Here is a 14,419-nt window from a genome sequence, read left to right on the forward strand (position 1 = left end):
TTGGATTGTTTTTTGGGGCCCCTTGGGGCTGAGGCACCTTTGAAATGGCGTTGATCGTACAGAAATTTGGCGGCACCTCTGTCGGTTCCATCGAGCGGATCGAGCAGGTAGCCGACAAGGTCAAGAAATTCCGTGAGCAAGGCACTGACCTGGTGGTGGTGCTGTCGGCCATGAGTGGCGAAACCAATCGCCTGATCGACCTGGCCAAGCAGATTACCGACAAGCCAGAGCCTCGCGAGCTGGACGTGATTGTTTCGACCGGTGAGCAGGTCACCATCGGCCTGTTGACCATGGCGTTGATGAAGCGTGGCGTGCCTGCGGTGTCGTACACCGGCAACCAGGTGCGCATCCTCACCGACAGCGCGCACAACAAGGCGCGCATCCTGCAGATCGACGACCAGAAGATCCGCGCCGACCTCAAGGCCGGCCGCGTGGTCGTGGTTGCAGGTTTCCAGGGCGTTGACGAGCACGGCAACATCACCACGCTCGGCCGTGGTGGCTCCGACACCACCGGTGTGGCACTCGCAGCGGCCTTGAAGGCCGACGAATGCCAGATCTACACCGATGTCGATGGCGTCTACACCACCGACCCGCGTGTGGTGCCCCAGGCCCAGCGCCTGGAGAAGATCACCTTCGAGGAGATGCTGGAAATGGCCAGCCTCGGCTCCAAGGTGCTGCAGATCCGTTCGGTGGAGTTCGCCGGCAAGTACAACGTCCCGCTGCGCGTGCTGCACAGCTTCAAGGAGGGTCCGGGTACCCTCATTACCATTGATGAAGAGGAATCCATGGAACAGCCAATCATTTCCGGTATCGCCTTCAACCGTGATGAGGCCAAGCTGACCATTCGTGGCGTCCCGGACACCCCAGGCGTTGCCTTCAAGATCCTCGGCCCGATCAGTGCGGCGAACATCGAAGTCGACATGATCGTGCAGAACGTTTCGCACGATAACACCACCGACTTCACCTTCACCGTGCACCGCAACGAGTACGAAAAGGCGTTGAGCGTGCTGGAGAACACCGCCCGTGAGATCGGTGCGCGTGAAGTGGTTGGTGATACCAAGATCGCCAAGGTATCGATCGTTGGCGTTGGCATGCGTTCGCACGCGGGTGTTGCCAGCCGCATGTTCGAAGCCCTGGCCAAGGAGAGCATCAACATCCAGATGATCTCCACCTCCGAGATCAAGGTCTCGGTAGTGATCGAAGAGAAGTACCTGGAGCTGGCCGTTCGCGCGCTGCACACCGCGTTCGAGCTCGATGCCCCTGCCCGACAGGGCGAGTAAGGCGTTGCCTGAGAGGGCGCGGCTTGCCGCGCCCTTCGTGTTTCTGGCTGCCGGTCGCACCCTTGTCCAGGTGCTGCTGGTAGTTGGTCCGGGCCAGTGCCGTCGTCCCCGGCCGGGCCCTGCTTAATCAAAGACTGTTGTCCCTGAAGTTACATGTGAGGAGAAAACTATGCTGATTCTGACTCGTCGGTGCGCCGAGAGCCTGATCATTGGTGACGGTGAGATCACCGTGACGGTCCTGGGTGTCAAAGGCAACCAGGTGCGTATCGGCGTGAGCGCGCCAAAAGAAGTGGCCGTTCACCGCGAGGAAATCTACCTGCGGATCAAGAAAGAGAAGGACGAGGAGCCAAGCCTTTAATTTTTTTGAAGTTTTTTTCAAAAAAAGGGTTGCAAACGAGGAAGGGTGTGTTTAATATTCGCCTCGTGTTGCGGTGAGGTGGCCGAGTGGCCGAAGGCGCTCCCCTGCTAAGGGAGTATACCTCATAAGGGTATCGGGGGTTCGAATCCCCCCTTCACCGCCATTATTTGCCTAGAGCGCTTCTAGCGATCTGAATGGCACAGCAAGACACGGACTCATAGCTCAGCTGGATAGAGTACTCGGCTACGAACCGAGCGGTCGCAGGTTCGAATCCTGCTGAGTCCGCCACTTTTGAAGTGGTTTTGCTTGCAAAGGCACTTCAACAAGCCAGTGGTGATCTGGTCTAAAAATACCAACTACGGACTCATAGCTCAGCTGGATAGAGTACTCGGCTACGAACCGAGCGGTCGGAGGTTCGAATCCTCCTGAGTCCGCCACTTATTGAAGTGGCTTTGCTTGCAAGGCGATTTCAAAGCCAGTGGTAATCTGGCATAAAACTACCAACCACGGACTCATAGCTCAGCTGGATAGAGTACTCGGCTACGAACCGAGCGGTCGGAGGTTCGAATCCTCCTGAGTCCGCCATACCTGAAAAGCCCGCTTATTAAAGCGGGCTTTTTCTTTTTCGGCATTCACTGATTCTGTCTACGCGCGACTAGACTCACGTTGATAGCCCGATCCCGAACAGCCCTTATGTGCATGTGATTTTTGTGAGCCTCAGGCCGTCGCACTGTTGGCTTCGAGTGTTGTCACAGCTTTATTGCGCAAACGATTGTTCTGGCCAAAATTTTAAGCGATCCGACAGCTGACACCGTGTATGATTGCGCCCGTCAGCCCCGCCGGGGCTTGTGGAATACCACCATGGACTTACCCAGTAGTTACTTCCTAACACGCTTCATGCAGCAAGATCTGATCGATTGATTCTCCCGGCGTGCTCCGCTGCTGGGGGTGGAGTTCGCCTATGACCGAAGTAGAAGTAAAGAAAGCTCAAGACAGCCTGCAGGATCGCCTTGCCCAGGTGATCGAACTGCTGCAGCGCCAGCGCGTGGTTGAGGACCTGACGCACCGTCAGGAAGGTCATCACCACGACCTCGTGGAAAACCTCGTCCACCGGCAGAACCTCGTCGAACTGCAGCGCAAGCTCGATGACCTGCACCTCGCCGACATTGCCTACATCCTCGAAGCCTTGCCGCTGGAAGATCGCCTGACGGTCTGGCAGCTGGTGCGCTCTGATCGTGATGGCGACATCCTGCTGGAGGTTTCCGACGCCGTCCGCCAGTCCCTGATCGCCGACATGGACGATCACGAACTGCTCGCCGCCGCCAAGGAAATGGACGCCGACGAACTCGCCGACCTGGCGCCGGAGCTGCCGCGTGACGTCGTCCATGAGTTGATGGAAAGCCTCGACGCCCAGCAACGTGAGCGCGTGCGTTCGGCGCTGAGCTATGACGAGGAGCAAGTTGGGGCACTGATGGACTTCGAGATGGTGACCATCCGCGAAGACGTCAGCCTGGAAGTGGTACTGCGCTACCTGCGTCGGCTCAAAGAGCTGCCGGGGCACACCGACAAGCTGTTCGTGGTCGACTACGACGGTATGCTCAAGGGTGTGCTGCCCATCAAGCGGTTGCTGGTCAACGACCCGGACAAGAAAGTCGCGGAGGTCATGGCCAATGACCCGGTGGTTTTCCACCCCGAGGAAGATGCCTATGACGCAGCCCTGGCATTCGAGCGTTACGACCTGGTGTCCGCGCCGGTGGTGGACAAGAACGAGCGCCTGATCGGCCGACTGACCATTGATGAAATGGTCGACCTGATCCGTGAGGAGAGCGAGAGCGAAGTGCTCAACATGGCAGGTCTGCGCGAAGAGGAAGACATCTTCGCCTCGGTCTGGCGCTCGCTGCGCAACCGTTGGGCCTGGCTGGCCATCAACCTGATAACGGCCTTCCTGGCGTCCCGGGTGATCGGTCTGTTCGAAGGCTCGATCGAGAAGCTGGTGGCCCTGGCCGCGCTTATGCCGATCGTTGCCGGTATCGGTGGTAACTCAGGTAACCAGACCATCACCATGATCGTGCGCGCGATGGCGCTGGATCAGGTGTCGCCGGGCAATACCAGTCGCCTCATGCGCAAGGAGTTGGCGGTTTCACTGCTCAACGGCCTGATATGGGGTGGGGTGATCGGCGCAGTAGCATTCATGCTCTACGGCAGTTGGTCATTGGGCCTGGTGATGACGGCGGCCATGACCCTCAACCTGTTGCTGGCGGCCCTGATGGGGGTCTTGATTCCGATGACGCTGACCCGCCTGGGTCGCGATCCGGCCATGGGCTCCAGCGTGATGATCACTGCTGTGACTGACAGCGGCGGTTTCTTCATTTTCCTGGGATTGGCAACGCTGTTCCTGCTCTGATTGGTGGGACAGCGGCAACAAAAAAGCCAGCTTGCGCTGGCTTTTTTGTGTGTCGATGCTTTGTGTCAGGACGCGTCAGCAGCCATTTCCACATCGTGTGCGATCAACGCAACCAGTGCGTTCTGCTGGCGATGGGACAGTTGGCGGAAGCGTTGCAGCAGTTCGCGCTCGTGCAGGCTGAGCTCTGGGCTGTCCAGGCGCATGCTCAGTTCGTCGCCCAGCGCGCCTTCCTGGATAAGGCTCTGTTCCAGGCGCGCGATGATCTCGGAGTTCATGCTGCGGTGATGGTTGCGCGCTACCTCGGCAATGCGCTCACGCATTCCGTCTGGCAGGCGGACGACGAACTTGTCAGCGGTGCGGCTCGAATAAATAGCCTGTTTCAATGGGCGCATATAAATTGACCGGTTGTTCTGGTTCAGGGGAAGCGGTTCGCAAATTGGCCGCACGGTGGAAGTACGACCGCGGCGACGACAAAATGTTCAACCGTAATGTGGTTTCGGGTTTTCATCTTGCCTCATGTCGCCGATTCCTTGGCGTCAATTCTGTGACAAATAGTGGCTCCGGTACAGGCTTTTTGCCAGTACCAATTATCAGAAATGAGTACTGGTTTGAAAAGATTCACATTGACGCAGAATGCAGTTGCGTCAGACCTTTGTCGTCAAAATCTGGTAACTGGCAGCAAAGGTTAGGGAAAAACCCTAGAATGCGCAGGTTCCCACACCTTGAGCATAGTGGCTATGCAATATGACGCAAGCGACGCACCGTCCTCAAGAGGGCGGTTGATATTCCTGATGGGACCATCGGGATCGGGCAAAGATTCCCTTATTGATGCCGCGCGAGAGCGGCTTGCCAAGTACGGTGTGGACGTTGCCCGAAGGGTCATAACCCGTTCCGCCGAGGCCAAAGGGGAGAGTGCGCTGGGAGTGACCCTCGAGCGCTTCGAGGCCATGCGTGCTGCGGGCGAGTTTGCCCTGTGCTGGGCGGCCAATGGCCTGTGCTATGGCATTCCTGCCCAGGTGGAGGAGCGCCTCGCCGCCGGCCGTTCGGTGCTGGTGAACGGCTCGCGGGGGTACTTGGACGAGGCCCGGCAACGCTACCCGGATTTGCTGGCGGTCGGCCTGACCGTACTACCTGGCGTACTGCGCAAGCGCTTGATTGCTCGCGGTCGGGAAAGCGCCGAGGAAATCGAACAACGCCTGGCCCGTGGCGCCCGGCTGCAGGCCTACGATCCCTCGGTGCATGTGCTGGATAACTCGGCAGCGCTCGATGTCGCCGTCGAGGCGCTGTTCGGGGTGCTGCGTCAGGAGGGTGTCATCGGCCAGGCGCAGGGAAACGACTGACGTGCAAAATGCCCGATAGAAACATGACAAATGCCGATGCGCTGGGTAACATGCTCGCCGTCCCTGCCGTGCAACGTCCGTTGCCGGCCCCTGTGTCTCAGTAGCTCAATTGGATAGAGCATCCCCCTCCTAAGGGGAAGGTTGGCAGTTCGAACCTGCCCTGGGACGCCATACACACCCTCCTTTACCAACCAACTCAACGTTGTTCGCCGACGCGCGCTCCTGTGTGGGCGGTTTGCGGTCGGGTGTAACCGAGCGCGAAGAAGGCGACCAGGCCGAAGATCAGCCCCCAGAACGCGGCGCCCAGGCCAAGGAAGCTCATGCCAGAGGCCGTGACCAGGAACGTGATCAACGCAGGCTCACGCTGCTTTTCATCGGCCATAGCACCGGTCAGCCCGGTTGCGATGGCGCCGAACAGCGCCAGGCCGGCGAGGGCGGCGATCATTTCCCGGGGCAGGGCGGCGAACACCGAGGCCAGGGTGGCGCCGAAGGTGCCCATCAGCAGATAGAAGGCGCCACAGGCAATGCCGGCGATATAGCGTTTGTCGGGGTTCTCGTGGGCCTCGCGGCCGGTGCAGATGGCTGCGGTGATCGCTGCCAGGTTGACCCCGTGGCAGGCGAACGGTGCCAGTAGCAGCGAGCCGATGGCGGTCACCGAGACGATTGGGCGCGCGGCGGTCTGGTAACCGGCGGTACGCAGCACGGCGATACCCGGCACTGACTGGCCTGTGAGTGACACCAGCGCCAGCGGCAGGCCAATATTGACGATGGCGTTCCAGCTCCACTGCGGCGCGGTCCAGAGCGGGACGGCCAGCTCCAGCACCAGTGCGCCGGTATTGAGTTGGCCCATGCTGGTGGCGAGCCCGCAGCCAACCACCAGCACCGAGAGGATGGCGTAGCGGGGCGACAGGCGCTTGAACAGCAGGTATGCCGCGAGCATCGAGAGGACCAGCAAGGGTTGCAGGCGTATGGAGCTGAACAGCTCGGCACCGAAGCGGAACAGGATGCCGGCGAGCATGGCGGCGGCAATCGACTTGGGCAGGCGGCGCATCAGTTTGTCGAACGCGCCGCTCAGTGCGATCACGGCGATCAGCAGCGAAGCAACGATGTAGGCCCCCACTGCCTGCGCCAGTGACACCGTCGGCAGCATCGATACCAGCAGCGCCGCGCCGGGTGTCGACCACGCGGTGATCACCGGCACTCGCAGTTTCCAGCTCAGCAGCAAGCCGGTCAGGCCACTGCCGATGGAGATCGCCCAGATCCACGAGGCGGTCGCCTCATTGCTGAGCTGGGCCTGATGGGCGGCCTGGAACACGATGATCAACGGGCCGGCGTAGGAGATGATCACTGCGATCAGGCCGGCGACCAGCGCCGAAAGCGAGAAGTCTTGTCTGAGTCTGTCCATGACGAATTGCTGATTCCCTGTAGCAAGGCGATTGAGGAGGGCTGGATTGAATCCCGATACTTGCCCGCTGTCGAGTGCTGCGGGGGCGCCAAGGGCAGCCTGCGCAGCCTCGAGAGGCGTGGCCCTGGGGAGGCCACGCGCCTGGCTTAGAACTCGATAGCCTTGAGCTCGTCGCTTTGCTGCGCGCCCTGCGCCTGCTGGTCGAGCTTGGCCAAGGCCTTGGACTCGGCATCATCCTGCATTCGCTGAGCGATCTGCTCATCGATCAGCGCTTTCTTTTCCGGTGGCAGCGCGTCGTACTCCTCCTCGGTCAGGCCTAGCTCCTGGAGGTATTTCTCCTTGATCTTCTCCGCCGGCGACTTGTCCATGTAGTCGCGGAACTCCTGCAGAGCATCGCTGGGCTGCTGCTTGTCGACGCTGGCCTGTTGGCGTGCGGCGACGTCCGGGTTCTGCAGCATGACCATGAGCTTGGCAAAGGCCTCCTTGCGGTTGTCTTCGCTGTTCTGCTGCGAGGTGCTGCCCTGGCTGTTCTGCTGTGCGGTGGTGCCGCTGGCGGCGGCGATCGGCTGGAACGGCAGCGCCTGTGCCAGCGCCTGTTCGTTGCCGGTGCGGTTGTATGTTTGCACTGCGGGCTGCCAAGGCATCCCGCTGACTGAAGTGAGCATGTCTCCTCCTTGAATGTTTCGCCCCTGCGACATATCCGCAGAAGTGTTGTTGGATGTACCGACGCATTCGCGGGTAAATCGCTCCCACAGGGGCAAAAGCTGTGCCAGCGCGCCAACTCGTCGAAATAGCCCGCCCGGGCTATTCCGGCAGCGCTGTACTGGGCATATGCTTGCCCCCCAGAGGAACAGGATTGCCGACTGCGGCAATCACGATGAACATCCGCAGCACCGTGACCGGGGCGCAGTTGCCGGATACCAAGGAGAGCGTCCATGAGTCAGGCACCAAGGCCGGTACCGGCCGGTTTCAGCGAGCAGCAACTTCACACTTTGTTCGACCTGATCAGCGATGGCATCTGGGACTGGGATGCCAACACCGGCTACGTCTACCGCAACCCAGGCTGGTACGCGATGCTGGGTTACGTCAGCCACTCGATGGCCAATTCCGTCCTGGCCTGGGAGAGCGTGATTCACCCGGAAGACTTCCCCCGGGTGATGGCCCACTTCGAGGCCTACATCAACCAGCGCAATGAGCGCTACCGTATCGAGTACCGCTGCCGCTGCCAGGACGGCAGCTACCTGTGGATCGAGGACAGCGGCCACATCATCGCCCGTAACGAGGATGGCTCGGTGGCACGCATGCTCGGAGCCCATCGCAACATCGATGCCGGCAAGCGCCTGGTCGCCGAACTGGAGCAACGCAATCAGTCGCTGGAAAGCCAGGTGGCCGAGCGCACTCGCGAGTTGTCCTGGGTCAACCAGCAGTTGCAGCGTCAGCTCGACGAGAACCGTGAGCTGGCCGAGCGTGATGCGTTGACCCGTACCGCCAATCGCTATCGGCTGGAAAAGACCCTGGAGCAGGAATGCGAGCGCGCCCGTCGCTACCGCCAGCCCCTGGCGGTCATCGCCATGGACCTGGATGACTTCAAGCCGATCAATGACCTGCACGGTCACGCCCGTGGCGATGCTGCGCTGGTCGAGGTGACCAAGTGCATCCGCGAGTGCCTGCGCGCCCAGGACCTGCTGGCGCGTTGGGGCGGGGATGAGTTCGTGGTGGTCCTGCCGCAGACGACCCTGGAGGAAGCACGCGAAGCCGCGCGCCGGATACGCCAGGCCGTGGCGTCCATCGCACCGGTGGGCGATTGCCAGCTGACCATGAGCTACGGCGTGGTGCAATGGCAGGGCGGGGAGGATCAACGCGCCGTGCTGGCCCGTGCCGACAAGGCGCTGTACCGGGCCAAGGCGGCCGGCAAGAACGCCATCGTCGAATAAAAAAATGCCCGCAGCGCCTGGTAACGCTGCGGGCCAAATCGGCTATCGCCGCTTCAGTGTCTCTAGATGTGCAGTGCGTGGCCAAGGGCGCGCAGCGCCGCTTCCTGCACGGCTTCACCCAGTGTCGGGTGGGCGTGGATGGTGCCGGCGATATCTTCAAGTCGAGCGCCCATCTCCAGTGACTGGGCAAAGGCGGTGGACAGCTCGGACACCGCCACCCCCACTGCTTGCCAGCCGATGATCAGGTGATTGTCGCGGCGCGCCACCACCCGCACGAAGCCGCTCTTCGACTCCAGGCTCATGGCCCGGCCGTTGGCGGCAAACGGGAATTGCGCAACGATGCAGTCCACGCCCTGTTGGCTGGCCTGTTCCGGCGTAGTGCCGGCCACCACCACTTCCGGGTCGGTGAAGCACACGGCGGCGATTGCGCTGGGCTCGAAGCGTCGCGCCTTGCCGGCGATGATTTCCGCCACCATCTCGCCCTGGGCCATGGCCCGGTGCGCCAGCATCGGCTCGCCGGCCACGTCGCCGATGGCCCAGACGTTGCGCATGCTGGTCTGGCAGCGCTCGTCGATGGCGATGGCCGCACCGTTCATCTTCAGGTCCAGGCTTTCCAGGCCAAAGCCCTGGGTACGTGGGCGACGACCCACGGCCACCAATACCTGGTCGGCCTCCAGGCGCAGTTGTGCGCCCTGGCCATCGCGCGCCAGCAGGCAGCCGTCGGAATAGCCTTCGACGCTGTGGCCCAGGTGAAGCGCGATGCCCAGCTTCTTGAGCGAATCGGCCACCGGTGCGGTGAGCTCGGCGTCGTAGGTGGGCAGGATGCGTTCACGGGCTTCCACCACGCTGACCTTGGCGCCCAGCTTGCGGTAGGCGATGCCCAGCTCCAGGCCGATATAGCCGCCGCCGACCACCACCAGGTGCTGCGGCAGGGCCTTGGGCGCAAGGGCTTCGGTGGACGAGATGATCGGCCCGCCGATCGGCAGCATCGGCAGTTCCACGCTGTTCGAGCCGGTGGCCAGCAACAGGTGTTCGCACTGGATGCGTTGGCCGTCTACCTCGACGCTCTTGCCATCGAGGATCTTTGCCCAGCCGTGGATCACTTTCACGCCGTGTTTTTTCAGCAGGGCGGCGACGCCACTGGTGAGGCGGTCGACGATGCCGTCCTTCCACTCGACGCTGCGGCTGATGTCCAGGCGTGGCGAAGATACGCTGATGCCCAGTGCCGACGGTTCGGTGTAGCGGCTGGTCTGGTGGAACTGTTCGGCCACATGGATCAGCGCCTTGGACGGGATGCAGCCGATGTTCAGGCAGGTGCCGCCCAGCGCCTGGCCTTCGACCAGCACGGTGGGGATGCCCAGTTGCCCGGCGCGGATGGCGGCCACATAGCCGCCAGGGCCGCCACCGATGATCAGCAGGGTGGTGTCGATGATCGGTTGCATGGTCACTCCACGAACAGGCAGGCAGGTTGTTCCAGCAGGCCGCGCACGGCCTGGATGAACAGTGCGGCATCCATGCCGTCGACCACGCGATGGTCGAACGAGCTGGACAGGTTCATCATCTTGCGCACGACGATCTGGCCATCGATCACCACCGGCCGTTCGACCATGCGGTTGACGCCGACGATCGCCACTTCCGGGGTGTTGACCACTGGCGTGCTGACAATGCCGCCCAGCGCGCCGAGGCTGGTCAGGGTAATGGTCGAGCCGGACAGTTCTTCACGGGTGGCTTTGTTGTTGCGTGCGGCATGGGCCACGCGGGCGATCTCGCTGGCGTTGCTCCACAGGCTGCCGGCTTCGGCATGGCGCAGCACCGGTACCATCAGGCCATTGTCGCCCTGGGTGGCGATGCCCACATGCACCGCACCGTGGCGGGTGATGACCTGGGCCTCGTCGTCGTAGGTGGCGTTGATCTGCGGGAAGTCGCGCAGGGCGACCACCATGGCGCGCACCAGGAACGGCAGCAGGGTCAGCTTGCCACGGCTGTCGCCGTGCTTGGCGTTGAGTTGCTGGCGCAGGGCTTCGAGCGCAGTGACGTCGATTTCCTCGACATAGCTGAAGTGGGCGACGCGACGTTTGGCGTCCTGCATGCGCTGGGCGATCTTGCGGCGCAGGCCGATCACCGGCACCTGTTCGCTGTCGGTGCGTTTGCCGTAACCGCCCGGTGCTTGGCCGCTGGTGCTCTGTGGCTTGCTGATGAAGGCGTCGAGGTCCTCATGCAGGATGCGCCCGGCAGGGCCGCTGCCATGCACGTAACGCAACTCGATACCGGCATCCAGCGCGCGTTTGCGCACGGCGGGCGAGGCCAGTGGTTTCTCGTGCGCTTCGCGCGGCACGATCGGTGCTGCGGTGTGGCCCGCTGCAAGCTGAGGCGCTGCTTCGACGCGGGGCTCGGGCTTGGCTTCGGTCTTCACTGGCGCGGCAGGCGCCTCCACCGGCTTGCTTTGTGGCGTATCGACATGGTTGCCGCTGCCTTCGACTTCGATGCGGATCAGCTCGCTGCCGACCGCCATCACTTCACCCGGCTGGCCGCCCAGGGCCAGCACCTTGCCGCTGACCGGCGAAGGGATTTCCACGGTGGCCTTGTCGGTCATGACATCGGCCACCACCTGGTCTTCGGCGATCATGTCGCCGACCTTGACGAACCACTCGACCAACTCGACCTGCGCGATGCCTTCACCGATATCCGGCATCTTGATGACGTGCGTGCCCATTCAGACCTCCATGACCCGTTTCAATGCCGCGCCTACCCGTGAAGGGCCAGGGAAGTAGGCCCATTCCTGTGCGTGGGGGTAGGGGGTGTCCCAACCGGTGACGCGCTCGATCGGCGCTTCGAGGTGATGGAAGCAATGCTCCTGAACCAGCGATACCAGTTCGGCACCGAAGCCGCAGGTGCGGGTCGCTTCGTGCACGACCACGCAGCGGCCGGTCTTTTTCACCGACTCGACGATGGTCTCCAGGTCCAGCGGCCAGAGGCTGCGCAGGTCGATGACTTCGGCGTCGACGCCGGTTTCTTCAGCGGCCACTTGCGACACGTACACGGTGGTGCCGTAGGTCAGCACGGTGACGTCGTTGCCTGGGCGGGTGATCGCTGCCTTGTCCAGCGGCACGGTGTAATAGCCATCCGGTACGCTGCTGTGCGGGTGCTTGGCCCAGGGGGTAACCGGGCGGTCGTGGTGGCCGTCGAACGGGCCGTTGTACAGGCGCTTGGGCTCGAGGAAGATCACCGGGTCATCGCACTCGATCGAGGCGATCAGCAGGCCCTTGGCGTCATAGGGGTTGGACGGCATGACGGTGCGCAGGCCGCACACCTGGGTGAACATCGCTTCCGGGCTCTGGCTGTGGGTCTGGCCGCCATAGATGCCGCCGCCGCAGGGCATGCGCAGGGTCAGCGGCGAAATGAACTCGCCGGCCGAGCGATAGCGCAGGCGCGCCATCTCCGAGACGATCTGGTCTGAGGCCGGATAGAAGTAGTCGGCGAACTGGATCTCGACCACCGGGCGCAGGCCATAGGCGCCCATGCCCACGGCGGTGCCGACGATGCCGCTTTCGGAGATCGGCGCATCGAACACCCGCGACTTGCCGTACTTGGTCTGCAGGCCCTCGGTGCAGCGGAACACGCCGCCGAAGTAGCCAACGTCCTGGCCGTAGACCACCACGTTGTCGTCGCGCTCGAGCATGACATCCATGGCCGAGCGCAGGGCCTGGATCATGGTCATGGTGGTGGTGGACATGGCGTTTTCCAGGTCAATGCTGTTGTTGTGATCGTTCATCTCAGACCCCCAGTTCCTGGCGCTGACGGCGCAGGTGGTCGGGCATTTCCTTGTACACGTCCTCGAACATCGAGGCCGCGCTGGGGATATGGCCATTGCTCAGGGTGCCGAACTGCTCGGCGTCCTTCTGCGCCTTGATCACCTCGGCCTCCAGCTGTGCGCTGACCGCCTGGTGCTCCTCTTCGGACCAGTGCCCGGCCTTGATCAGGTGCTGCTTGAGGCGGGCGATCGGGTCGCCCAGCGGGAAGTGGCTCCAGTCGTCCGCAGGGCGGTACTTGGACGGGTCGTCCGACGTGGAGTGCGGGCCTGCGCGGTAGGTGACCCATTCGATCAGCGTTGGGCCCAGGCCGCGGCGGGCGCGTTCGGCGGCCCAGCGCGAGGCCGCGTAGACGGCGATGAAGTCGTTGCCATCGACCCGCAGCGAAGCGATGCCGCATCCGACGCCACGGCCGGCGAAGGTGGTCGACTCGCCACCGGCGATGGCCTGGAAGGTCGAGATCGCCCACTGGTTGTTGACCACGTTGAGGATGACCGGGGCGCGGTACACATGGGCGAAGGTCAGCGCGGTGTGGAAGTCGGACTCGGCGGTGGCGCCGTCGCCGATCCAGGCCGAGGCGATCTTGGTGTCGCCCTTGATCGCCGAGGCCATGGCCCAGCCGACCGCCTGGACGAACTGGGTGGCGAGGTTGCCGCTGATGGTGAAGAAGCCGGCTTCGCGTACCGAGTACATGATCGGCAGCTGGCGGCCCTTGAGCGGGTCACGGGTGTTGGACAGCAGTTGGCAGATCATCTCCACCAGCGACACGTCGCGGGCCATCAGGATGCTCTGCTGGCGGTAGGTGGGGAAGCACATGTCGGTGCGGTTCAGGGCCAGCGCCTGGCCGCTGCCGATGGCTTCCTCGCCCAGGCTCTGCATGTAGAAGGACATTTTCTTCTGGCGCTGGGCCACGACCATGCGGCTGTCGAAGATGCGCGTCTTGAGCATGGCGCGCATGCCTTGGCGCAGCACTTGCGCGTCGATGCCCTCGGCCCATGGGCCAACGGCGTCGCCGTGCTCGTTGAGCACGCGGACCAGGCTGCCGGAAAGGTCGGCAGTGTCGGCAGGTTCTACATCGATGGGCGGTTTACGGACTTGACCCGCGTCGTTCAGGCGCAGGTAGGAGAAATCGGTCTGGCAGCCTGGCCGGCCTGTAGGCTCGGGCACATGCAGACGCAGGGGGGCGTACTCGTTCATGCTTTTTACGCTCGCTCGGCTGTTGTTTTTGTGAGCTTTGAAGCGGTCGCCGCTGAGTGCCGGCTTGTGACTGGCAGGTCAGCGTCTGTTACATCATAGGGGGACGGCAGGAGAATTTTTCTCTCATGTTCATTGCCTTTGTCCGACGGTGGAGATAAACATTCCGTACAAACACAAAAACCAGGTGAATTTGTCTCATGCGTAAACTGGATCGCACGGATATCGGCATTCTCAACAGCCTTCAGGAAAACGCGCGGATCACCAACGCCGAATTGGCGCGCTCGGTCAATCTGTCCCCCACCCCCTGTTTCAACCGGGTCAAGGCCATGGAAGAGCTGGGGGTGATCCGTCAGCAAGTCACCCTGTTGTCGCCCGAGGCGCTGGGGCTGGACGTCAACGTGTTCATCCATGTCAGCCTGGAGAAGCAGGTGGAGCAGTCGCTGCACCGTTTCGAAGAAGAGATCGCCGAGCGCCCCGAGGTGATGGAGTGCTACCTGATGACCGGCGACCCGGATTACCTGCTGCGGGTGCTGCTGCCCAGCATCCAGGCGCTGGAGCGTTTTCTCGATTACCTGACCCGCTTGCCGGGGGTGGCCAACATCCGCTCCAGCTTTGCCCTCAAGCAGGTGCGCTACAAGACTGCGCTGCCGTTGCCGGCCAATGGCATGACCTTGCGTGAACACTAGCGGCGC

General features: G+C 62.4%; 13 protein-coding genes and 5 tRNA genes. 11 read left to right on the forward strand and 7 right to left on the reverse strand.

Annotation, left to right across the window (positions count from 1 at the left end; all coding sequences use genetic code 11):
• Positions 1-44: 44 nt before the first annotated feature.
• The 7 genes from ABE459_RS00085 to mgtE all read left to right on the forward strand — a co-directional run bounded on the left by ABE459_RS00085 (position 45) and on the right by mgtE (position 4,042).
• Entirely contained in the window at positions 45-1,280 is a 1,236-nt protein-coding gene (locus ABE459_RS00085; RefSeq protein ID WP_125465020.1) for an aspartate kinase, read from the forward strand.
• A 169-nt stretch (positions 1,281-1,449) separates the two neighbouring features.
• Positions 1,450-1,638, forward strand: coding sequence for a carbon storage regulator CsrA (gene csrA, locus ABE459_RS00090; RefSeq protein WP_003254503.1), 189 nt, complete (start codon positions 1,450-1,452; stop codon positions 1,636-1,638).
• Positions 1,639-1,710: 72 nt separating this feature from the next.
• Positions 1,711-1,801 (forward strand) — tRNA-Ser (locus ABE459_RS00095).
• A gap of 48 nt (positions 1,802-1,849) precedes the next feature.
• Positions 1,850-1,926 (forward strand) — tRNA-Arg (locus ABE459_RS00100).
• 72 nt (positions 1,927-1,998) lie between these two features.
• Positions 1,999-2,075, forward strand: a tRNA-Arg gene (locus tag ABE459_RS00105).
• 71 nt (positions 2,076-2,146) lie between these two features.
• A tRNA-Arg gene (locus tag ABE459_RS00110) sits at positions 2,147-2,223 on the forward strand.
• A gap of 376 nt (positions 2,224-2,599) precedes the next feature.
• A complete protein-coding gene (mgtE, locus tag ABE459_RS00115) occupies positions 2,600-4,042 on the forward strand; it encodes a magnesium transporter (protein ID WP_110991908.1) in 1,443 nt (480 codons plus the stop codon).
• 65 nt (positions 4,043-4,107) lie between these two features.
• Here mgtE and ABE459_RS00120 read toward each other — a convergent pair whose 3' ends face one another.
• Positions 4,108-4,434 carry an Arc family DNA-binding protein gene (locus ABE459_RS00120; RefSeq protein ID WP_033699552.1) on the reverse strand — a complete coding sequence of 109 codons (327 nt, stop codon included), beginning with the start codon at positions 4,432-4,434 and terminating at the stop codon, positions 4,108-4,110.
• 345 nt (positions 4,435-4,779) lie between these two features.
• On the opposite strand from ABE459_RS00120, the gene phnN reads away from it, so the two are divergent.
• Together phnN and ABE459_RS00130 are read left to right on the forward strand one after the other, a co-directional pair.
• Positions 4,780-5,382 (forward strand): phosphonate metabolism protein/1,5-bisphosphokinase (PRPP-forming) PhnN, encoded by a 603-nt coding sequence (gene phnN, locus ABE459_RS00125; protein ID WP_323828386.1) that lies wholly within the window; start codon positions 4,780-4,782, stop codon positions 5,380-5,382.
• 94 nt (positions 5,383-5,476) lie between these two features.
• Positions 5,477-5,553: transfer RNA gene (locus tag ABE459_RS00130), tRNA-Arg, on the forward strand.
• Positions 5,554-5,578: 25 nt separating this feature from the next.
• Here the strand turns inward: ABE459_RS00130 and ABE459_RS00135 are convergent.
• Both ABE459_RS00135 and ABE459_RS00140 read right to left on the reverse strand, forming a co-directional pair.
• Entirely contained in the window at positions 5,579-6,787 is a 1,209-nt protein-coding gene (locus tag ABE459_RS00135) for a benzoate/H(+) symporter BenE family transporter (protein ID WP_323828384.1), read from the reverse strand.
• Positions 6,788-6,933: 146 nt separating this feature from the next.
• Entirely contained in the window at positions 6,934-7,452 is a 519-nt protein-coding gene (locus tag ABE459_RS00140; protein ID WP_323828382.1) for a hypothetical protein, read from the reverse strand.
• Between the two features lie 270 nt (positions 7,453-7,722).
• On the opposite strand from ABE459_RS00140, the gene ABE459_RS00145 reads away from it, so the two are divergent.
• Positions 7,723-8,721, forward strand: coding sequence for a diguanylate cyclase (locus ABE459_RS00145; protein WP_346647845.1), 999 nt, complete (start codon positions 7,723-7,725; stop codon positions 8,719-8,721).
• Between the two features lie 62 nt (positions 8,722-8,783).
• On the opposite strand, the gene lpdA is transcribed toward ABE459_RS00145, so the two are convergent.
• From lpdA to ABE459_RS00165, 4 genes are read right to left on the reverse strand one after another with little or no spacing between them, the layout of a single operon-like run.
• On the reverse strand, positions 8,784-10,163 hold the full coding sequence (lpdA, locus tag ABE459_RS00150; protein ID WP_125859545.1) for a dihydrolipoyl dehydrogenase: 1,380 nt from the start codon (positions 10,161-10,163) through the stop codon (positions 8,784-8,786).
• Between the two features lie 2 nt (positions 10,164-10,165).
• Positions 10,166-11,434, reverse strand: a complete 1,269-nt coding sequence (locus ABE459_RS00155) for a dihydrolipoamide acetyltransferase family protein (RefSeq protein WP_258704873.1) — start codon at positions 11,432-11,434, stop codon at positions 10,166-10,168.
• Positions 11,435-12,493, reverse strand: coding sequence for an alpha-ketoacid dehydrogenase subunit beta (locus tag ABE459_RS00160; RefSeq protein ID WP_110991900.1), 1,059 nt, complete (start codon positions 12,491-12,493; stop codon positions 11,435-11,437).
• Position 12,494: 1 nt separating this feature from the next.
• Positions 12,495-13,727 carry a 3-methyl-2-oxobutanoate dehydrogenase (2-methylpropanoyl-transferring) subunit alpha gene (locus ABE459_RS00165; protein ID WP_125465001.1) on the reverse strand — a complete coding sequence of 411 codons (1,233 nt, stop codon included), beginning with the start codon at positions 13,725-13,727 and terminating at the stop codon, positions 12,495-12,497.
• A 197-nt stretch (positions 13,728-13,924) separates the two neighbouring features.
• Between ABE459_RS00165 and bkdR the strand changes: the two genes are divergently transcribed.
• The gene (bkdR, locus tag ABE459_RS00170; RefSeq protein ID WP_125465000.1) at positions 13,925-14,413 is read left to right on the forward strand and encodes a Bkd operon transcriptional regulator BkdR; all 489 of its coding nucleotides are present in this window, start codon (positions 13,925-13,927) and stop codon (positions 14,411-14,413) included.
• Positions 14,414-14,419 lie beyond the last annotated feature (6 nt).

This window comes from Pseudomonas sp. TWI923 (genome assembly GCF_039673365.1).
GTDB classification, from domain to species: domain Bacteria; phylum Pseudomonadota; class Gammaproteobacteria; order Pseudomonadales; family Pseudomonadaceae; genus Aquipseudomonas; species Aquipseudomonas sichuanensis.